Raw genomic sequence first — 20982 nt, 5'->3', positions numbered from 1 at the left:
AATTCGGCCTCCATTTTGCAACTTCGCCAGCTTATTCGCATGTTTGCTTGAAGCCGGAACACCACTTGTAAGCGGTTACCACTGCAAAACGGCTAATCTCTTGAACGGGGTTAGCAAATGCAGCTGCAGAACGATCAATCGTTCGCCATGCCGCTCGTCCATATATCGGTCCAAATCGTCTGTACGATCATAGATGTCCACATAATTCCTGGTTCGTCCATACTGCCGAGCGATATGCAGCGTATCGTCGGTCGACCCGTCATCAAAAACCGCAATGGCCACATGGCAACCGCGCCATCTCGAAAAAAAACGAAGCGAACGCAGATACCACTCCACATGCTGTTCGTTGTTGCGGGTAACCAGAATAAACCGGATGGTGCGTTTCCTCTTCTTGTTTTGCTCCAAAGCGTAACAAACGTGCACGAGTGCGGCGCCCAGGCCGTACAAGCCGAAAATCAACAGCAACCCTACGATCATCGCGGTTCCCTCCCTTACGGATAGTATATGCCGCAATGCTTGGCGGAGTTCCTGTAACTTTCGACCCACCTTCCTGACGTATCCATGATGACTAACACAAAGAAGTATGTATTAAAGCGTCACCCATCCGTTCTTAATCGCGATAATGACCGCTTGCGTCCGATCGTCAACTTCCATTTTTTGCAAAATGCTGCTGACGTGGTTCTTTACCGTTTTCTCGCTAATAAATAGGAATTCGCCGATGCCCTTGTTGCTCTTTCCTTCAGCCATCAGACGAAGAACCTCCGCTTCGCGGCGCGTGAGCGGATTGCTCGACGTATGCACGAATTTAACGCCAGCTTCCTTGACGCCGATCCCGCTTGCCGCAACCCCGACTTCGTCCAAATAGGTCATCCGGCGCAGCTGGTTGATAAGCTTCCCGGTAACCTTGGGATGGATGTAGGCATGGCCTGCCACAACCGAGTGAATGGCATTGATCAGCGACTCCGCTTCCATATCCTTCAATAAATAGCCGGATGCGCCTTTGCGAAGCGTTTCGAATACGTAGCTTTCATCATCATGAATGGATAGAATGATAACTTTCGTTTCCGGAAAAAACTCTTTCAGCTTCTCCGTTGCCACAACGCCGTTCTCTATCGGCATATTGATATCCATGAGGACGATATCCGGCTTCAGCTCGTTGCACAGCTCAATAACCTGAATACCGTCACCGCATTCCCCTACCACTTCCAGGCCTTGCTCCATATTGATAATCCGTTTGACGCCTTCCCGAAACAATTGATGGTCGTCAGCCAATACCAGCTTGATATTTCGTTTCGCGCTAGACATTTTGTCCATCCGTCATATTCCTCCTCTGTTCGGAACCGATTGGAATGAGCATCGAAATTTTGGAACCGGCGCTTGGGGTGGACTCGATATCCATCCGCCCTTCCAGCAGCTCGATTCTCTCTCGCATACCCATCAATCCAAAGTGATTACCCTTGGCTATCTTCGATTCGATTAACCCGACATCGAAGCCGATTCCATTATCTAGCACAGCGATTTTGACCATCTTGGCCTGGAACGTGATTTCCAGCGAGATGAATGAAGCGTTAGCATGCTTGAGCACGTTGGAAAACGTCTCCTGAACCAACCGGAAGATCGCCACCTCCATTCCGGAAGGTAGCCGCGTTTCCCTTCCGATCAGTTCGATCGACGCACGAATTTTCGTCCGCTCCTCAAAGTCCTGCACAAATCGCCTTAAGGTCGGAACCAGACCAAGATCGTCAAGCGCCATTGGCCGCAAATTGAAAATAATTTTCCGAACTTCCTCGAGTCCTCCGCGCACTTGCCCCTTCAGCTCGATTAATTCGTCCTTCACCGCTTCCGGCTGTCCCATGCTAAGCATACGTTCGGATATCTCCGCACGCAGCACGACATTGGCCATCGTTTGGGCAAGACCGTCATGAATTTCCCGGGCAATGCGCTTCCGCTCTTCCTCTTGGGCAAGCGTAATTTTCAGACCGAGCATCTGTCTGTTCTTCGCCGACTCTAGAATCCGCGTAACTTGATTCAGGTCGCCGGACAAATAATCAAGGACCACGCTCATTTGGGACACGATCGTCTCCGCACGTTCGATCTGCTTGTCCACGTTCTTGATCCGCTTCTGCAGGTCATCGCGGCGAAGCTTCAAATGCTCTTCCTTCTCCCGGTACACGGTAAGCTGAAGTTGAAGCTGGGTCGCCGCATCGTAAGCGATCTTGATATCCTCTTCTTTAAAACGACGAAAGTCCCGGCTCACCTCCGTGAGCCGGATACGTGATTTTTTGTATTCGAGCTCATGCTTGTCGACCTGCTCGATTGTAAGACTCACTTCTTCCAATACCTGCTGCAGCTCTTTGTTAAGCGCATCCTTCTCGGAGCGTGCGCTCTCGCAAATTTCGAAAATTTGATATTTGCTGCTTTCCATGACAGCTATCGCATTTTTTATGACGCGATCAATAGCATCGACTTGCTGCAAGCGACCCAAACTCCTTTAATTCAAACAAATTCCGCGTAAGGCGTTTGGTTTAATAGTATCATATTTGCCGTTGTTTGAAAGTGCTATGGAAGTACTATTTTATTCCATCGTCACGGTTAGCGTGCTCTGATCCCAGCTTACTTTCCATCCGAGATTTTCCGTTAAAATACGCAGCGGCACCATGGTCAATTCTTGCATCAGCACCGGGGGTACTTCGGCCGTAACCGATTTACCGTTCATATTCATCTCTTTGTTATCCAGCCACAGCTCGGCCATTTGACTTCCGCGGTAAACCGTAACCTTGCGTTCGTCATTGTTCCAGAGCACCTCGCCCTTCAAAGCCTCCACGACAAACCGAAGCGGCACAAGCGTATTCCCTTCCACAATGACCGGCGCTTGATCGATTTCTACCGGCTTGCCGTTCACCTCTACGGTTTTCTTGTTGATCGTCAGTTGAATCTGGTTTCTTGGAAGCTCCGGCGCCTTCGTTTGATAGTGGAAGGTGATGTCGTCAATGGCGATCGCGCCTTTCAATTCCCTTTCATCCTGCCCCAGCGCCGGGTTGGCGATATAAATCTTGTTCAGCTTAACCGGATATTTAATAGTCGAAAGGTTTGCGGTAGCCGTCTGCCAATCGGACCAGTTGAGCGATTTCGTAAAATCGACGAGCACCTCTTTGCCGTCCCCGTCAATAAAAGAAGCACGCAGCCAGTTGCGGCTGCCGTCGCCCTTCACTTTTACGCTGAGCGATTTCGGCTCTCCTTCGATCGGAAGGCCGCCTTGGCCGAACGTAATGTAAGCGGCTTTGGTACCGGCTCCGCCAGTGAGGTCATAACTCATATAAACGGCATTGTTAACGGCATCAAGGCCCGCGAAGCCCGGCACGCGTTTTACTTCGCCTTTGACTTCGGAAGGATAGCTTGTGAACGAGACCTCGGCATTCAGCATGTCGAAATCGGCCCACAGCTTTTTATAGCCGATTCCAATCGATGTCATGGTGCTGAATCCATCGTATCTCGCAACGAGCTCTACCGATTTAACGTCGGCTACCGATGCCAAACGGAATGTATCTCCGGTAATTTCACCTTTTGCCCCGCGGATCTCCCACTGAAACAAGTCGCCTGGCACGACCTTTTCGGCGCCGGCCTTCGTTTTCACGCGAACGTTAAGCTTGATTGGCTCATTGCTCTCCGTAATAACCGAATTGGAAGGCTCGATCGTCATGCTGGCGATCTCATTCTTGCCGATGACCTGCACATCCAGCGTTTGCTTGCCCTTGCCGGAGACCGCCGTCAGCGTCGTCTTCCCTTTCTTGGTAGCCGTAAACGTATTTCCGCTGAACGTCCCGATCGCTTGACTTGTCGACCAGTCAGCCGTTACTTGCCCCGCCTTAATCGGATTGTAAAACTCGTCATAGCCGCCTACGTTATAGGTTACTTTTTCGCCTATCAGCATGGAAGCCGGACCCGAAATCTTTAAACCTAGCGGTTGACCGACCGGAGCCGTAGAATACACCCCTAGCCCATTGACCACGGGACGCTCGTACCCGCCCGGATTGTTGACTAATTGTGTGGACGTCTCGCCGAGCGGACGGGATACCATCTGCGTCGAACCGCCGCCGTCAAGGTTCATCCCTCGCCATACGCCGACCTTAACCATGACCTTTTGCAGCTCCGCCAGCGTCAATCCGTCACTTTCACTGCTTTTGTCAGCCGCAATCATGTAGACGTAACGGCCATCCTTCGAAAAACCGACGCTCGTTCTGGCAACGGCAGAAGCGCCGCTCACATCCGATAAAGGACGCGAAAACTCGGACGCTTTCCCCTGATCGACCAAAATGGTTTGCCCGCCGATCATCATTTTGAACGTCTTCGCATCGTAGCTTAAAGTAGGATCCTGTGCGTACACGTCATAGTTCGCCTGAATTTTATCGCCAACTTTGATATGATCGAGCACGAACTGCGCCGCTTTACCTTCCGTTCTCAGTATGTAGCCGTCTTCCGGGGCCACCATAGGGATTTTCCCATAACGTACGATTTCTTTGACTATATCATTCTGCACCAATACTTCGGTCAAGTCCGTATTCCGATCGTTCGCGCGATCGTCCTGCCCCCATGTGCTCGTATACAAGAACATAGAATCAATATGGCTATGCTCGCCGTTCGGTTCAAACCAGTAATATGACTTGTTTATGCCGCCTAACGGAAATTCCGCGCCGTCCTTGGCTTTTACGGAGCCCTTGAACGTAAACATTTCAATTACCGGCTTGTTCTCCTTCGTGATAGCAAACGAATACCAGCCAGGCAAGTACGGAGGCGTAGCTTCCAGCTTACCATCCGCTACTTCAGGCCCTATCGGCGCGCCTTCCGCTTGCGTGTTAAAAAAGTCGCCGTTGACGCCCGCCACAGCTCCCGTCTCGTTCGCCATACCGCGCACGGATTGCTTCTTGGTGAATTGTCCCTCTCGCCCGGTCATTACATCCAGCTTAACGTAAGGGTTTTGCAAGTCCACGCGAACTACGTTAGCACCGACACGAATGGCTTTACTTCCGCGTGTCGAGGTCCATTCATATTTTTGCAGAACGGCTCCTGCCGTTATCGGTTCCTCGCTAAGAAGCTTGATCGAATCCTCCGCCGCCGCTGCCAAGGTTGGCTTCCAGCTGAGCGCTACCGGTGTAGCAAGAATCGCAGCCGTCAACAACAGCGTCCCCGTCTTCTTCAAAATAATGAACATCGTTCTCCTTCGGTATTGCCCAGTCATTGCTGTTCTCCTCTCTGATCCCATTCCTTTTCTATCTCTCTATCTCTTTTAGACTCCTTATTTCGACAAAAAGTTGCGCATGTAAAAAGAACCAATTGCCTCCAGGAGGACAAATGGTTCTTCCATTATCATGATTATATAATTAGAACGCTTCGGCTTTCAGCTTCTCCGCTTTGTCCAGACGTTCCCAAGGCACATCGAGATCGGTCCGTCCAAAATGTCCGTATGCTGCCGTTTGACGGTAGATCGGGCGACGAAGATCAAGCTCTTTGATGATTCCGGCCGGACGCAAGTCGAAGTTATTGCGAATCAATTCAACAATTTTATCTTCGCTTACTTTGCCTGTACCGAATGTATCCACGTTAATCGAAACCGGACGAGCTACGCCAATCGCATAAGCAAGCTGGATTTCGCATTTGTCGGCAAGTCCTGCAGCCACTACGTTCTTCGCTACATAGCGTGCAGCATAAGCAGCGGAACGGTCGACTTTCGTCGGATCCTTACCGGAGAATGCACCGCCGCCATGACGCGCATAACCGCCATAGGTGTCGACAATTATTTTGCGGCCTGTAAGACCGGCATCACCTTGAGGTCCGCCGATTACGAAGCGGCCTGTCGGGTTAATGAAGTATTTTGTTTCGGCATCCAAGAACTCAGCCGGTACGACCGGTTTAATAACATGCTCATGGATATCGCTTTTGATTTGCTCAAGCGTAATTTCTTCCGCATGCTGCGTAGAAACCACGATGGTGTCGACACGAACCGGCTTGTCACCTTCGTACTCAACCGAAACTTGCGTTTTGCCGTCAGGACGCAAATAAGGAAGCGTTCCGTTCTTTCTTACTTCCGAAAGGCGGCGAGCCAAACGATGAGCCAGAGCGATCGGCATTGGCATATATTCCGGCGTTTCGTTTACCGCAAAACCGAACATCAAGCCTTGGTCGCCAGCGCCAAGCGCTTCGATTTCGGCATCGGACATTTGTCCTTCTCTTGCTTCAAGCGCCTTGTCTACGCCTTGAGCGATGTCCGCAGACTGCTCGTTAAGCGAAGTCAGAACTGCACAGGTATGGGAGTCAAAACCATACTTCGCGCGCGTATAACCGATTTCTTTGATCGTCTGACGAGCGATTGCAGAAATATCGACATAATCCGCACGACTGCTAATCTCACCAATTACCAATACTAAACCTGTTGCTACCGATACTTCACAAGCAACGCGTGCGTTAGGGTCTTCCTTAAGGAAGGCATCCAAAACCGCATCGGAAATTTGGTCACATATTTTATCCGGATGTCCCTCCGTTACGGATTCGGACGTAAACAAGCGTCTTTTGCTTGAAGTCGCCATTTTAACTCGACCTCCCAATAATTTTTGAAAAGGCTGCACAAAAAATCAACCTTCTCCAAAAATCGACGGAGGAGGTTGTTATTCACGACCTTCAATAGTTTATACTAATCGATTTGTCGAGTACTGTCAATAAACCAAGTATAAAAATAGGCTTTTCGGGGAACACAAATTATGACAGGGAGAAAAGTGCTTCTTCTGCTTTTTGGATGAGTCTTTTCGTAATCGCTCCGCCTACCGCTCCGGTATCTCGGGATGCAATATGCCCCCAGTAGTCTTCTTTTACGGAACCGGCGGTAATGGAACCCAGCTCGGTCGCAAACTCAACGTCTGCGCCTAAAGCACCTATCGCTTGTTTACCGACCGGCAAGCCAAGCTCTGCGGCAATTTCATACTTCATCATATCGAGTGCTTGTTTGCTGGCTTGTACCAATTTTTGTTTAGCCATCTCGGTCACCTCCTTGTTGGTGTACCTATAGTATGACCGGAGGCATCTGTGTCAGCCGGATAACTTTCTGTCATTTTGGGTAAATTTATGGTGTTACCTTTGTGCCGTCTGCATTTTGCAAGATGTAGTTGCCTTTAACCATTACAAATATGGCGTCCTTGTTTTTCGGATCGGGTTTAATGCCACGGCCCTCACGTGGGAATATTAATAAATGATTCGTTTCAATGATTCCATTCGGAGCGATATCCTTCCCAGTCGTAACGTCGGGAACGCCGTTTTCATCACTGCTCACGATCAAGGTTTTGCCGGTACGTACGATAAATTCAGCACCTGCTGCTGCTAAGAGCGTTTGATTGGCTTTTAATTCGACAACGGTTACCGATTCGGATGCATTCGGGGCAGGCGTTGGAGTCGCAGGAGTACCGTCCTTCATTTTGGCTACTTCTTCGGCGACCTTCTTCTGCACAAGCTCATCTACATAACTTTTGGTGACGAGAGGATCGTTGGATGTGCCGGGTTGTGCGGGAGCATCGGCGACAGTCACAACTTGCGTTAGAAACAATGTGAAAAGCACTGTGACACACATTGACATAACTACTTTCATTTTCATTACATTCACTCCTATTTGTCAGATATAAAATCAATTAAAAAGGAGCCATTAAGGGTTTCCCCTTAATGACTCCTTTACGAGATTATTTCTAATTACTTAGTAGCAAAAGAAGTAGCATCTGTTTTTGCTTTTTGTTTGTTAACATCGAGCAGCAAGTTAGTGGAATCATTAGATACTTTGATAGTACCTGTATTTCCAGCAGCCATTGCATCAGTAGTTGTTACAGTGAATGTTGTGTTGTCAGCATTAGCCAATGTTACAGCAACAACGATCGTTTGACCATTGATTACTACTTCAAGGTTTGCTGTACCAGTTACTACTTCACTGAATTTAGCTTTAACTGTCAATGTTTTCTTATCAGCGCCGCTGATAACAGCGTCAACTGCTGCGATGATCGGTTGAGCGTTAGCAAGCGAAGTACCAGCGAAGTTAACAGCTACATTGTCAGCCGATTTAAGCGGTGTGTTTTGCAGATCTTTAATCACTTCTGCAGCAACGCTTGTATCTTTCACTTTTACAGTGTAAGAGCTGTAAGGATCAAGAGCTGTACCTGTAGTGCTCCAGATGTTGACAGTCAATTTCGTTTTGTCGCTGGAAGCCGTAAAGGTAGCATTAACATCCTTAGTGATAACTGGAACTGTACCAGGGCCAGCTGTTTTCTCGATTACGTATTCCGCGTTAGCAGCATTCTCAACTGCTTCAGTAAATACGATATCGAAGTTGTTTTTGTCGGTAACATTTACAAATTGGATCTTAGGAGCGCTGTTCGCTACAGTTGTTCCGGATACATATGCTGTTGTATCGGATTTAATTGCATTGAAGCCAGCTGCATCTTTGATTGTCGAACCGGTGTTCAAGGAAGCTGTGTACGTTTGACCCGATGCAAGTGGAGTTCCAAGGTTCAGAACTACTTCACGTACTGGTTTCGTCACATCAGTTTGAATACCAATGATAGACAGATCGCCGATTTTAAATTGTTGATAAGTGTCCGCCGCTACAGTCGAATTAAACAATACGTCTTCAGTGAATCTGATTTTAACGGAGGTATTGTTAATGGCAACAGCATGCTCGAATTTCGGAGCTTCGTTTGCAACACTAGTACCCGAGAACACTCTAGTGTTAGCGGAATCAGTTGTTACAAGATTTGCAACACCTGTTGCAGTAACTTTGTAGTTGTTACCCATAGTAAAGAGTGCAGGGTTGGTCTCGCTGTTCTTGAATTGTACACGAACGATTTTTTTGTCAGTTTGTCTCAGCGTTTCGTAAGTAACTGCAGTTACCGACACTGCCGTTCCATCGAATTTTACAACGTCAACGCCAAGGTTTGTATTCAGGTCTGCATCAGAAATTTCTTGGTCGAACACCAAATCAATTGTGTTTTGGTTGACTGTCGACACGTTCAGAAGCTTCGTTTGAGCAGCTGTCGAAGAAGATGTACCACCGAAAGTCTTTTTGTAGCCGGAAGTAATCACATTGCCCGATTTGTCTTTCAGGTTGTTGATCGAGACTGTGTACAGTTTACCAGCTGTTTGTTTAGCTGTTGTCAACGTCACTTTTTGAGTAGCGTCATCATAAACAGCTTTTGTTGGATATTTCAAATCGCCATCTACAACGTAATTAGTTGGATCTTGTGCAAGGTCTTTATTCAATTTTTCATTGAACTGAAGAACAACAGTAGTAGCACCAGTAGATGTTGCTGTCGTTACTTCTGGACCCGCCGTGTCAACGATACCACCGAAATAGTAATCCTTTTTCTCGATTACATTTGGAGTTGCTGCAAGGTCTGCAATGTTTTGAATCGTAAGCTTGTAAGTTTTGGAGTTTTCTTGTTTGTCAGTAACAAGCGTTACAGCATTGCCATCGCTGTTAAGCGTTGCACTCTTTACTGCAAGACCTGTATCGATCGTGTAGTTGGACACGTTCTCGGCTTGCTCCTTGTTTACTTTCTCGTTGAAAGCAACGTTGAGCGATCCGTCACCATTGTTTGTTACGTTAGCAGTCGGCTTCTGAGCATCAACGATACCGCCGAAGTAGTGATCTTTTTTATCAATTACGTTCCCTGCAAGGTCAGCAACGTTTTGAACTGTTACTTTGTAAGTTTTGCTCAATTCTTGAACGTCTGTTACGAGAGTAACTTTGTTGCCGTCGCTGTTGAGCGTTGCGCTCTTCACGTTCAAAGCAGGATCAATAACGTAGTTGGATACGTTTTGAGCTGTTTCTTTGTTCACTTTCTCGTCGAACGAAACAGTAACTGTAGCATCAGCGTTTACAACCACCGTTGCTGTTGGTTTAACGTTATCAACAACACCGCCCACGTAGAAATCGGTTTTGTCTACTACGTTTCCAGACAGATCCGTTACGCTTTGAACGGAGAACTTGTAAGTTTTGCCCATTTCTTGAGCTTCCGTCACAACTGTCACTACAGTGCCATCGCTGTTAAGCGTTGCACTCTTAACTTTAACCGAAGGGTCAAGTACGTAGTTTGCAACGTTAGTTGCTGTCGCAGCGTCTACAGCTTCGTTAAAAGTAACTGTAATTGCAGCATCTTGACCGATAACAGCCGTTTTAGCAACTGGTTTGTCGGAATCAACGCCCATTGCTACGAAGTTCTTCGTAACGTCTTTAACAGTAAGCGTATATTTGTTATAGCCATTCAATGCTACAGTTGTTACAACTGCAGATTTACCATCGGATGCAAGAGCAACATCCTTCACTTCAACAGCTGCGCCTGCTTCGTCTTTAATAACAACGCTGGACTTGTCGATGGCTTTAACTTCTGCATCAAAAGTGATTTTCACTTTCGCATTTGTCAAACCGGAAACGCCAGTCAACTTAGCTGTTACTACTGGTTTTGTTCCTTCTTCAACTTTCTTCACTGCAGTGTAGCCGGACTCAACGAGGTCGCTACGTTTTGCTTGTGCAGTGTAGTCCGTTTTTGCGCTGATCAAGCCAGCTTTGATTGCAGCTGCTACGTACTCTTGTGCCCACTCATCAACTTTGCCTTCAACTTTTTCAGTTTTAGGGTGCTCAAGTTTGAATGCGCGAACCAAGATAGTTGCCAGTTCTTGAAGTGTTACTTTGCTTGTAGGAGCAAAAGTTTTGTCCCAAACGCCGTCCATGTAGCCAGCTTTAGTAACAGCGCCTACGAAGCCAAGCGACCAGCTATATTCAGGAGTTTTGAAAGCTGCATCCGTGTAAACGGAAGCGCCGGAAGCATCTTCAGTCAACTTGAATGTTTTAGCGATGATTTTCGCGATTTGAGCGCGGTCAGTCAACCCTTCCAGGTTAGCGCCAGTGCCGTCGCCTTCCAAGATGCCAAGAGCTTTCAAAGCCTCATATTTTTGTTCGATCGTCAATTCCTTTGTTGCAGTTGCGGATGTAGTTGTTGTCGTTCCAGCTGTCGGTGTTGCTTCAGCAGCGAATGCCGCCGTTGCGAACATCGAAGAGATCAGCGCGATCGAAACGACAGAAGATAAAGTTTTTTTCATAACCTTTTTTTCTCCTCCTCGAATATGTTTCTGAGAGTATTCTCTAGATAAATTTGAGCTCGATTCACTCATTTGCCGATTCACCCCCTTCCCAGAGTTGAGCGTATGTTGATTAATATGAAAGTCTGCGAACAAGTGGTGCCCACAGAAACTAGTAAACACGTTTAAAAAACTAGAGAGTCCTAGGCCACTTTAAACATTATACAATGGACCTAAGTCAGCGTAAAGAGATAATTTTGTGAAAATTAACCATCGGATTGTTGCTCGTTATGTATTCCGCGGTGTGTTTTCACAGTAATTAAACGCTCCAACTCTGAAAAAGTTGCGGATTTCGAAAAAAAAGTTTCGAAATATTTTATTGTCAACTTATGTTGCCTTCCGAGTGTATACCATTTGATATATCTAGGCTACGAGAATTAGTATACATGGAAGGACATGCAAAGTCATCGCGAAACATTTTCCAATAAAAATGAGACTGTTCCAGACTTCTGGAACAGTCTCCAAGTACAACTAATTGAGGTTTTTAGGGAAAACCTTGCTATGCTTTTGAAGCAAGCGTACGGCTATTTGGCCGACCTCTGCGCGCGTAAGGTTTGCAAGCGGGTCGAACCGGCTCGTCTGCTTTTTCTCGCCCTCGGCAAGCTCATTCGGACGGCCAAGCATGACGCCGTCTTTCGTCACGGCCTCAATGAATGGCAAAGCATAGTAGCTCATCGCTCCCGTATCCGTGTAGAGCTTATCCAAGTTCGCGAGCAGCTTGCTGTCGTTTACGGCGACTTTCAGATCCAGCGCTCTGGCGATCATCGTGGCAGCCTGTTCCCGGGTCAAGCGTTGATTGACGCCAAACCAGCGGTTATCCATTCCGGTAATGATGCCCGCTCTGGCTGCCGTCTCAATGTGCGCATAATCCCAGGTTACCGATCGGCTGCCCGGCACGACATCTACGAATGTGTTGTTGTTATCCGCATTGATCGGAATCTCAAGAGACTTGACTAGCATGGTAGCGAATTCTCCGCGTGTCGCAAAGTCGTCGGTACCGAAATCCTCGTATCGGATATTCTCCATGTAGCCTTTCGCAAATAGGGCTTCCAATACGTTTCTAGCCCAAGGGTGATTCGTAATGTCCGCAAAGCCTTCCCGCAGCTTCATGACGACGTAATAGCCGAAGTCATCGAACGGCACCGTGACCGTGTTTTTCTTCGTGTCCACAACGCCGCCCAGTCTGGACCATTCGCCTCTATCATTGAAATAGAAGACGGTAATCTGAGTCCCCGCAATATCCACGACGTTCTTGTCAAATTGGAGGGTCAGCGAGCCGCGCTCGGACGGTACGATCTTGCGTTCCGGCAAGAAGGTCGTGAACGTTCCTTCTATGTCGTAAGGATCCAAGCCGTTCGTTGCAGGACGATAGTTGGACGAACCCTTGACGCTCTGCTCGCCTACTCCGCCGGAAATCCAATAGAATGGCGATACCGCAGTGAAATGCTGTCTAGTAGAAGGACTAGTAAACTGCTGCGAGAGCCAGTCCAAAATCGGAATCGCATATTGGCCGTTCCGCGCATCCGTCCTCAAATCAACGTCCAGTCCCTTGCGGTTGCCGTAGTCGTTTATACGCTCGACCATACCGTTCGTCGGGTCTGCAATCCCGAACATGAGCTGCGTCTGATCATAGAACTGAGTCACTTGATTCTGATTCATCGTAGGATCCGCAGTCTTGAGTATCGTCCCCTTCGGGAAGGCCAGCTGCAAATCTCCGCCGAATACATTATGTTTCGATCCGATCTTCTCCATAAATTGCGATCCGATTTGAACCGAATCCGTGTAATACACTTTGACTGTCGTGTTCAACGTTCCGCCTTGGCGTACAACAGCCACTTTAATGATCGTTTCCTTATTCGCCTTCAAGCCGGAGTATTCATAAATAAAGCGGTCATTGAAGTCCGGACGTTTCGTAGCGGCTTTACCGTCTATTAAAACCTGCTCGGCGCCTTCCGCTTCAATATCGAAGCGAACGAAGTTTTTGTTGACCAATATCCGGTCGCCTACCGTCGGCTGAGGAGCCAAAATGCGGTACGGCGCCACTTCGCGTTGAATCTCCAAACGTTGCGTAATCCGCGCACCTGTTGAATTTTTCAATTCAAGCGTATACACCTGGCTGCCCGGCGCATCAAACTTCAGGTTCGTAATCCGGAACAAGAAATTGCTGGAGGTGCTCCCCGAGCCTACGTGCGTTCCGTCATTTTTGTACAATTCCGCGTTAGGCGTTGTTCCCGGAAGGATCGTGCCGTCTGTTTTGGCGTGGAGAATCAGTTCTCCGCCCCTCATCAGCTTAATTTCCTCCGCACCGCCGCCGTTAAAGACCAGATCGTACTCTTTCAGGCTCGTTACATAGCGGTCGTTCTTAAACAGAATCGACGTCAACGGCTTTGTGAAAATGGTGCTGTCCAGTACCGGCCTCGATCCGGTTGTCGGAATTTCGAGCGGCTGAAACTTGGTAAGCACAGGCATATTCTTATCGATGATATAAATTTTGATTTCCTTGCGGATCGTTTGCAGCATGCCGCCCGTCGTATCCGTTCCCGTCAGCACGATCGTATTTTCGCCGAAATAAAGGCGGGCATCCGGATTCGTAGCATTTGCAAACTGCATGGTATACGTAAACTTATGCGTTACCGGATCTACCTTGAAATCATCGGCAGCATTGCCCGGCGTATCAAGGCCGGGTTCTTTCCCGTTAATCGTCAGCTTTTCCCCTAGCAGGCTGTCAAATCCGACGAATTCTCCGGAAATATTAACCGTTTTTTGACCCGTTGTATCGCTCGAGTCGAAGGTAACCGTCTGTCCGTCGTAAACGCCCTCTACATAAATATAGCGCTTCGATACGTAGTTAATGGTTGCTTCGTATCCGGTCAGCGAGTCTTTATAAATAAATTGAACCTTCTGGGATCCGTTCGGCAATCCTTTAATTTTATAAATATATTTCTTGGTAGTTCCATCTGTAATGATTTTAACCGGCTTACCTGGCGCGCTGCCTTCGACCGTCAACGTAGCTGTACCGATCGGAAGCAGGGATGCGCTTAGCTCCTTGCCGGTAGTGGTTGCTTCGTCAACGCTGGTTTCCAGTTGGATATAGAAGTCCGGCGACGTTACTTCACTGCCGTTCAGAGGGGCCTTTTCCGTGAAAACGTCATCGGCCGGGTCCGCATTGCCCTTTGTGTCGATCTCGACCAATGTCGCCTTCTTAATCACAATATCGCCCGGGTAATAGTTATACTTCAAATTTGGGATCCGGGTATGGAAGGTTCCGTAGTCGACCGCCAAATCAAAGATTTTGGTTTCTTTATCGCTTGAATTCGGGATATTATAGCCGCTAACTTTGAACTCAATGATTTTATAAGCCGGTTCGCCGTCGTCTCCCGGCACTATCGTTTCTTTGTTGACGGTCAGTCCTGCGCCGCCGTTATACGTCTGCTTAAGAGTAGGCTCGTACACATGCGTCGTTACCGTAGCGCCTTGCGTCGGATGGGCAAAATCGCCGGCTTTCCCCGTTGCGCTATACGGCGTAATAATCGTGGCAGTCAAATCGGCCGCTGTCGTCGAGTCGGTTAATTTCGGCTTATCGGTCCCCAGCAGGCTCTGCACCGGATTCGGATTCGTAGCCAGAGGAGACTGCTGTTGGATTTGCAAATCTATATACGGCTTCAGCGGATCGTAATAGTATACGGAGCGCTTCGAAACAACGCGGTTCGTATCGTTCTCTACGATAACCTCGATCTCGTTCTTTCCGGGCGTCAACGTAATAGGCGGCGCAAAAAAGGATCCGTCGTCAATCGGCGTCGTTACGCTTCCGTTGACCGAAACTTTGGTGGCATTTTGCGCTTGTCCTTGCAAATAGACGACCATTTTGTAATTGGGATCCGTAACGCTTGACGGCTTCGGAATAATCCGGCTTACGCCCTCGTTCAGATCGACGGGGTCAACGGTCCCCGTTCCGATTTTCAATGTTTTGAGATAAGGAATATCATCGTACAAAACATAAAAAATATCGTACTTCTCGACGCCGTTCTGCTTGCCGAGCAGCGTCACCTTGTTGAACCCAGCAAACAATTGAATCCGGGACGCTTCGAAACGGTTGTTCGGCAGCGCATTGATCCCTTTCGTAAACGTTCTTAGCGGATCGACCACCCAGCCCGCGTCTTTCTTAACCAGCTGCTCCACCTTGACGACCAGCGAGTCGGCGGAAACGGACTGATACGTACCTGTAATATCCAACGTCTTCGTATTGGATACATAGGCGGAATTCCGGTCGATGGCGACGTTGTCCGCCGGATTCGCCTTCTGTGCCAGCCCCGGATTATCGGGATAGAAAAAGGTCGCTGCGGCTGCAGCCTTTTGCGGGAACGCCGGAAGCAGCGTCAGCAGCAGCGCGGCGACGACGAACATGCTTGTCCAGCTGCGTAGTAATTTTGTTTTCAACACAATGTCCTCCTTATGTAAAAAAATGTGCACATTACCGATGATGAATAGCTAAAATGAAACGATCGACCCCTTCCAAATTTTTCTTCACCCATTAGACTCTGACTTCTTTCAAAAAGTTGCAGTTACTTGTTGTTATCGGTCGAATCATGCGTTTTTTTTAGACATGGCGTCGATTTCCATAAAATACTCACAAAACAAAAGCCCCTGTCTCCTTTCGGAGGCAGAGGCTTTCTTGTCTAGGCGTTATCCTTTGCTGCGCTGGCCAGCCAGCCGCTGAAACAACTGAATGACGGGCTTGCGCTTTTTGCTTAGGATGCCGAGCGCTTCAACGCCGACTTCCATGCCGAGGAAGAAGACGGCCAGCAGAACGATTGTCCACCATTGCAGCGGTTGAGACATCAGCACGGCACACAAGCCGAACAGAATCGAAATGCCGTAGATGATTAGTACGGTCTTACGGGTACTAAAGCCAAGTCCCATCAGGCTATGATGGAGGTGGCCTTTATCCGGAGCCGAGATCGGCTTATTGTTGAGCTTACGGCGAACGATCGCGAGCAGCGTATCGGAGATCGGTACGCCCAGAATGAGGATCGGCACGATGAAGGAGACGAATGCCGCCTGTTTGTAACCGACTATGGACAGCGTCGCCAGCGTAAAGCCTAGAAACAGCGCGCCCGTGTCGCCCATAAATATTTTGGCCGGGTTGAAGTTGAAGAACAGGAAACCTACGATGCTGCCCAGAAGCACCGCGCATAACAGCGCGATCGGGTATTCTTGCTGCGGCATCATAAGCGCCATGACCATGATCGTTGCGGTAGCGATACCCGATACGCCGGCGGACAAGCCGTCCAAGCCGTCAATCAGGTTAACGGCATTGGTCACGCCGATAATCCATACAACCGTAATCACAATCGCTAACCAGGTTGGCGGGGTCCATGACCAACCGGTAAACGGAATATTGATCACATCGATCTGCAGACCGAACGAAACGACGACTACTGCAGCAATGATTTGACCGAGGAGCTTCACTTTCGGAGAAAGCGCAAGACGGTCGTCAAAGGCGCCGACGATCACAATGATCGTGCCGCCGATTAGCAGAGCCATGGTCACGTCGGTTGTATAATGATGAGCGATAAGCGAGACTACGGTATATACGATAGCAAATGCCAAAAAGATCGCGAGCCCGCCCATTTGCGGCATAGGCTTGGTGTGCACGCTCCGGTGGTTCGGAATGGATACGGCGCCGACGCGGAACGCGAGCTTTTTGACCAGCGGTGTCAGCAGGACGGCTAACGAGCATGAAGCGATGAAGCCGATCACATACATCCATGCGCTCATTTTATTTACACACAACCCCTCAGGTTTCTTTCACAAAGCCTTCGGGACTCATTATACTCTGTTTGTGAAATAAAGGCGAATCTGCTATTTATCCGAAAATGGGCGAAAAACTGTCGTTTTCATGAACATTTTCAATCTTTTTGCACATTCTCTTTTTCGCGGATGACTTTCCATGCAAATTTCGGCAGCACAAGCATTCTTTTGTAGCGCCATGGCTCCTGCATCAGACGATAAAACCATTCCAGACGCAATTTGATCCAAAAGTTGGGAGCGCGCTTCAATTTGCCGGAGATAACGTCAAAGCTCCCGCCGACACCCATAATGAGCGGTACGTTCAGCGCCTCTTTATAACGATCGATCCAAGGCTCCTGCTTATCCGCAGAACGGCCTACGAGCAAAATATCAGGTTTCGCCTCGCGAATATCCCGGATGACGTCTTGATCCTGATTCTCCCCGAAAAAACCGTCTCTATACCCGATCAGCTCTAGCCGGGGATATTTTTGCTTCAGCTTTTCGGCCGCTGCCGTGATGATCTCTTCCGAAGCGCCCATCAAATACATGCGCCACCCCGTCCGCTCGGCCATTTTGGCAAGCTCGTGAACGAGCTCGATGCCTGCAACCTTCTCCTTAACCGGATTGCCGACGTAACCGGACGCCCATACGACGCCGGCCCCGTCCGGTACAATGACCTCGGCTCTTTTCATCATCGCCATGTAGGCCGGCTGCTCGAGCGCCGTCATCACCATGATCGGGTTCGCCGTAATAATCTGATGCGGACGACCGCTTTCAATGGCATCGGCCAGCATTTGTACCGTTTCGCTCATTCCCAGCTTAGAGATCGGAACGCCGAATATGGATACTTTCGGAATAGTCATCGCTGTTCACCCTTTTTGACGTAAAAATGACACGACTTGTTGCGCCGGTTTGTTCGCTTCCGCCTTCAGCCTTTCGATGGCATCGCCCTTCTCAAGCTGCCAATGCCGGCGTTCGTCAAGCTGACGGAGCGTTTCGGCCGCTACGGCCGTTGAATCGAAGCGCGCGGTCGTTGCCGCCGAACGCATGTTGAGCCGGTGTAAAAACTGATCGATTTTGGGATCGTACGAAATGCCGATCATCGGAACCTGCTGAGAAGCCGCATATATCAAGGAATGCAAACGCATGCCGATGATCGCATCGCAAGCGCTGACCTCCCCGAGCATGTCTTGCGGGTGCGTCACATCGCGTACGATCGTGCTAAGAGCACGGGCAGCCTCTCCCATACGGGAGACGACTTCTTGGGAAGCCTCTTCGTCCGAAGGCAAATGGAACGGCAGAAACCGAATGTCTACGTCCCGGTCCGCCACAATGCGGTCCAAAGCTGCAGCCAGTCCCGCCAGCTCGCTGCGGTCTTCGTTCCAATAACGGACCGATACGCCAAGAATCGGTTTGCGGCCCTCTTGGTTTGAAGCCGTTTGCTGCCGGATAGACGCTTTAAGCGGAAGCCCCATAACGGGATCGGGAACAACCTCTATCCTAGTTTGCCCTAAATGCATCGACTTGAGCAAGTCTGCCGATTCTTGATCGCGGACGGATACGTAAGCCGAATGCTTAAATGCGCTGCGGATCAACGGATAGAACGCTGTACTGTTGACCGGCCCGATGCCTTGCGAGTAAACGAACGTCGGCTTACGGAACCACTGCGCGATTTTGATTACGCCAACGTAGTAGGGAATGGACATTTTGCCCGTCGCATCCTGAAGCAGGCTTCCTCCGCCGCTGATCAAGCCATCGCATTGCCTTATCGCCGCCAAGAGCGGACCCGCCTTCATCCGGTGAACGGCCTTCACGCCGTACATGCGCGTCGTCCACTCGGGATCGACAGACAAGACAACCGGTTCAATCGTGATCTCCTGTTTTCGCGATTCTTCTTGAAGCGCGAGCAAAATCGACTGCAGCACCGCTTCGTCTCCGCTATTCCGGAAGCCGTAATAGCCGGATATTACAATTGTTTTAGCGGGCCTGCCCATCTATGCCAACTCCTTGCGCAAAGTTCCCATACTGCAATCAGCGCAAGACCGATCGCGCTTCCGAACAGAAGGCCGTAAATCACCCGAATCATCGAAATATCGAGCGGCGTATGAAGGTGCGTAAACGTACCTACGATATCCGCTTGGGCGATCGCCCCGATCAGCACCGCGTATAGTCCCCATGCCTTGCGTTTCAAACATAGATATACGCCCAGAAGGAACAGCGGATGACCGATCAAAAATTCTTTGGTACGCGGCCTCACGCCCAGCGTATTTTCCAGGAACGACCGGAAAATAAGCTCAAAGGAGGAGGCTTGTCCTTCGTTGCCTGTACGGGATAAGTAGTAATATCCCGCCCCTAAAATAACGGCTCCCGCAACAATCGATATAACACTGACGTGGGAGAATAGTATGCGTTTGGCCTTGCCGGCGATTCCCGCCAGGCTCAAGCCCTCGCTAAAGAAGATCAAGTAGACGGCTGCAAGCACGACAGGCAAATACGCCAGCATCTTCACCCCGGTAAACTGCGCAAGCTGCAAATTGAACGTGATATGGCTCATCAGCGCCACTACGAAAATCGCTCCGCAGCTGGAGATGACGGTCGCCTGCAGCAGCAGCGCAAACATCGTGCCTAGCTTGGACTTTACCGGTGAATCGGCACGCGCACGCAAGCTGCTTATGACGGTCATGATCGCCAGCGTCGACGCGCTAACCGTTACGGCAAGCGCAAGCAGCTTGATCAGCAGGTCCTGTTTGGCAACGAATAAGCCAAGAGCCCCTACGGTTCCGATGATCCAAATCGGGAGAATAAGCCGCGGTACAAAGCGGGCAAGCATAAGCGCAATCAAAGCGACGCAGCCGATAATCGACAGCAGTTTGAGCGGCTTCTGCATCGGCGGTTCATACACGCTGAAAGAATGGGCGATGCCCGGCGTGTAACCCGACTTTTCGATTCGCTCCAGTGCTCCGTCTATGCCGTTAACCGTATCGATGACAGCATTAAGGGGATCGACGTATTGACCCCGAATCAGGTTCTTGGATGCTCTCGCATTCAAGAAAATCATGCGGATATTGCGGTCCTTCACGGCAAGAACGAACCGGTCCGCAATCGCCTGAACGCGCCCTTCCAGTTCTTCGGGAGTCAGGTTTTCCGTCAGCTTGTCCGCTTCCTGCTCGGAATACGAATGCAGACGAATGATGTTATAGTGAAGCTCCTTCGCTAACGTACTCATGCCTTTGGGAGGAACCTTCAAGCTGACCGGCTCAACGCCCGCTATCGCCAGCTGATACTTGTTCATCAGCTCTGCCATCGTCTCGATGTCCTCAACCTTAGACTTGCCTCCTGCGCCGTTGCTATAGCCGGGCACCGAGTCGCCGTCAACTAATATCGTGGTTACGCCGAGCTGCTTCAACTGGCCAAGCAGCCTGTCCATGTCTTCCGCTTGAAAAGGGCGACGGTTGGAAAGCCGGCTGACGATGTGAAATCCCTTATCCTTCAATGTTTTCAGCGTGATCGGGTCCGGATCGAGCGACTTGATCGACGCATCGTCCAGCGGCATTTCGATAATCAAGCCGTCTTGGTTCTTGAAGCTCCAAGGCCGCATCTTCACGCCCAGCCGATTGAACGCGCGCTCAATTAAATCTTTCGTAACCGCCTGCGATTCTTTGTCCGAAAACAGGACATAGGCAAAGTTTTCATTAGCCGTAATAGGCGTTTGCATAATAATTGAAGCGTCGCGGGAGGAATAAAGCTCGATCCTGCGGCTCAGCTTCAGCTCGTTAAGCGTACTCTCATATACGGCAAGCGAGTGAATGCCGTTCTTCTTCAATACATCCAGCTGTCCGTTTACGAACTCGCGCGGATTGGTTTTCGTATCGGAAATCTCGAGAAGGTCGCGGTAGTCGAACACGAATTCAACCTTCTTGGATGACTCCTCCGTACGCAACCTTTCATAGATAAAAGGAAGGGAGGCCAGCAACCCGAGTATGACAAGCCCCCACAGCAGTTTCATTAATGTGCGATTCCATTGGACAG

At 49.4% G+C, this 20982-nt stretch carries 13 protein-coding genes; all 13 read right to left on the bottom strand.

Going from position 1 to position 20982, the window contains the following annotated elements; all coding sequences use genetic code 11:
* Window positions 1-75: 75 nt before the first annotated feature.
* Window positions 76-477 carry a hypothetical protein gene (locus ACKGJP_RS00500; protein WP_409343768.1) on the bottom strand — a complete coding sequence of 134 codons (402 nt, stop codon included), beginning with the start codon at window positions 475-477 and terminating at the stop codon, window positions 76-78.
* Window positions 478-588: 111 nt separating this feature from the next.
* Window positions 589-1314 (bottom strand): response regulator, encoded by a 726-nt coding sequence (locus ACKGJP_RS00495; protein WP_409343767.1) that lies wholly within the window; start codon window positions 1312-1314, stop codon window positions 589-591.
* Window positions 1298-2476 carry a sensor histidine kinase gene (locus ACKGJP_RS00490; protein ID WP_409343766.1) on the bottom strand — a complete coding sequence of 393 codons (1179 nt, stop codon included), beginning with the start codon at window positions 2474-2476 and terminating at the stop codon, window positions 1298-1300. The genes ACKGJP_RS00495 and ACKGJP_RS00490 overlap by 17 nt, the downstream gene beginning before the upstream one ends.
* A gap of 99 nt (window positions 2477-2575) precedes the next feature.
* Window positions 2576-5236: a stalk domain-containing protein gene (locus ACKGJP_RS00485; RefSeq protein WP_409343765.1), complete on the bottom strand. Its 2661-nt coding sequence runs from the start codon at window positions 5234-5236 to the stop codon at window positions 2576-2578.
* A 142-nt stretch (window positions 5237-5378) separates the two neighbouring features.
* Window positions 5379-6581, bottom strand: a complete 1203-nt coding sequence (metK, locus tag ACKGJP_RS00480) for a methionine adenosyltransferase (protein ID WP_409343764.1) — start codon at window positions 6579-6581, stop codon at window positions 5379-5381.
* A 169-nt stretch (window positions 6582-6750) separates the two neighbouring features.
* Window positions 6751-7026: a small, acid-soluble spore protein, alpha/beta type gene (locus ACKGJP_RS00475; protein ID WP_409343763.1), complete on the bottom strand. Its 276-nt coding sequence runs from the start codon at window positions 7024-7026 to the stop codon at window positions 6751-6753.
* Between the two features lie 85 nt (window positions 7027-7111).
* Complete coding sequence (locus tag ACKGJP_RS00470; RefSeq protein WP_409343762.1) at window positions 7112-7636, bottom strand: hypothetical protein; 525 nt, start codon at window positions 7634-7636, stop codon at window positions 7112-7114.
* Between the two features lie 92 nt (window positions 7637-7728).
* Window positions 7729-11196 (bottom strand): Ig-like domain-containing protein, encoded by a 3468-nt coding sequence (locus tag ACKGJP_RS00465; RefSeq protein ID WP_409343761.1) that lies wholly within the window; start codon window positions 11194-11196, stop codon window positions 7729-7731.
* A 438-nt stretch (window positions 11197-11634) separates the two neighbouring features.
* A complete protein-coding gene (locus ACKGJP_RS00460) occupies window positions 11635-15600 on the bottom strand; it encodes an S-layer homology domain-containing protein (RefSeq protein ID WP_409343760.1) in 3966 nt (1321 codons plus the stop codon).
* Between the two features lie 246 nt (window positions 15601-15846).
* A complete protein-coding gene (locus ACKGJP_RS00455; RefSeq protein WP_409343759.1) occupies window positions 15847-16941 on the bottom strand; it encodes a glycosyltransferase family 4 protein in 1095 nt (364 codons plus the stop codon).
* A gap of 131 nt (window positions 16942-17072) precedes the next feature.
* Entirely contained in the window at window positions 17073-17816 is a 744-nt protein-coding gene (locus ACKGJP_RS00450; RefSeq protein ID WP_409343758.1) for a WecB/TagA/CpsF family glycosyltransferase, read from the bottom strand.
* A gap of 6 nt (window positions 17817-17822) precedes the next feature.
* A complete protein-coding gene (csaB, locus tag ACKGJP_RS00445; protein WP_409343757.1) occupies window positions 17823-18947 on the bottom strand; it encodes a polysaccharide pyruvyl transferase CsaB in 1125 nt (374 codons plus the stop codon).
* Window positions 18920-20959, bottom strand: a complete 2040-nt coding sequence (locus ACKGJP_RS00440) for a DUF5693 family protein (RefSeq protein WP_409343756.1) — start codon at window positions 20957-20959, stop codon at window positions 18920-18922. The genes csaB and ACKGJP_RS00440 overlap by 28 nt, the downstream gene beginning before the upstream one ends.
* Window positions 20960-20982 lie beyond the last annotated feature (23 nt).

Origin of the sequence: Paenibacillus litoralis (assembly GCF_046244365.1) — a bacterium.
GTDB lineage: Bacteria > Bacillota > Bacilli > Paenibacillales > NBRC-103111 > Paenibacillus_V.
Note: the sequence above shows the minus strand (reverse complement) of the source record. Positions and strands in the feature narration are given on the sequence as shown.

Excerpts from the sequence above, each read along its gene's own strand:
- ACKGJP_RS00500 (WP_409343768.1), bottom strand. The coding sequence starts at position 477 with ATGATCGTAGGGTTGCTGTTGATTTTCGGCTTGTACGGCCTGGGCGCC.
- ACKGJP_RS00495 (WP_409343767.1), bottom strand. The coding sequence starts at position 1,314 with ATGGACAAAATGTCTAGCGCGAAACGAAATATCAAGCTGGTATTGGCT.
- ACKGJP_RS00485 (WP_409343765.1), bottom strand. The coding sequence starts at position 5,236 with ATGACTGGGCAATACCGAAGGAGAACGATGTTCATTATTTTGAAGAAG.
- metK (WP_409343764.1), bottom strand. The coding sequence starts at position 6,581 with ATGGCGACTTCAAGCAAAAGACGCTTGTTTACGTCCGAATCCGTAACG.
- ACKGJP_RS00475 (WP_409343763.1), bottom strand. The coding sequence starts at position 7,026 with ATGGCTAAACAAAAATTGGTACAAGCCAGCAAACAAGCACTCGATATG.
- ACKGJP_RS00470 (WP_409343762.1), bottom strand. The coding sequence starts at position 7,636 with ATGAAAATGAAAGTAGTTATGTCAATGTGTGTCACAGTGCTTTTCACA.
- ACKGJP_RS00465 (WP_409343761.1), bottom strand. The coding sequence starts at position 11,196 with ATGAGTGAATCGAGCTCAAATTTATCTAGAGAATACTCTCAGAAACAT.
- ACKGJP_RS00455 (WP_409343759.1), bottom strand. The coding sequence starts at position 16,941 with ATGAGCGCATGGATGTATGTGATCGGCTTCATCGCTTCATGCTCGTTA.
- ACKGJP_RS00450 (WP_409343758.1), bottom strand. The coding sequence starts at position 17,816 with ATGACTATTCCGAAAGTATCCATATTCGGCGTTCCGATCTCTAAGCTG.
- csaB (WP_409343757.1), bottom strand. The coding sequence starts at position 18,947 with ATGGGCAGGCCCGCTAAAACAATTGTAATATCCGGCTATTACGGCTTC.
- ACKGJP_RS00440 (WP_409343756.1), bottom strand. The coding sequence starts at position 20,959 with ATGAAACTGCTGTGGGGGCTTGTCATACTCGGGTTGCTGGCCTCCCTT.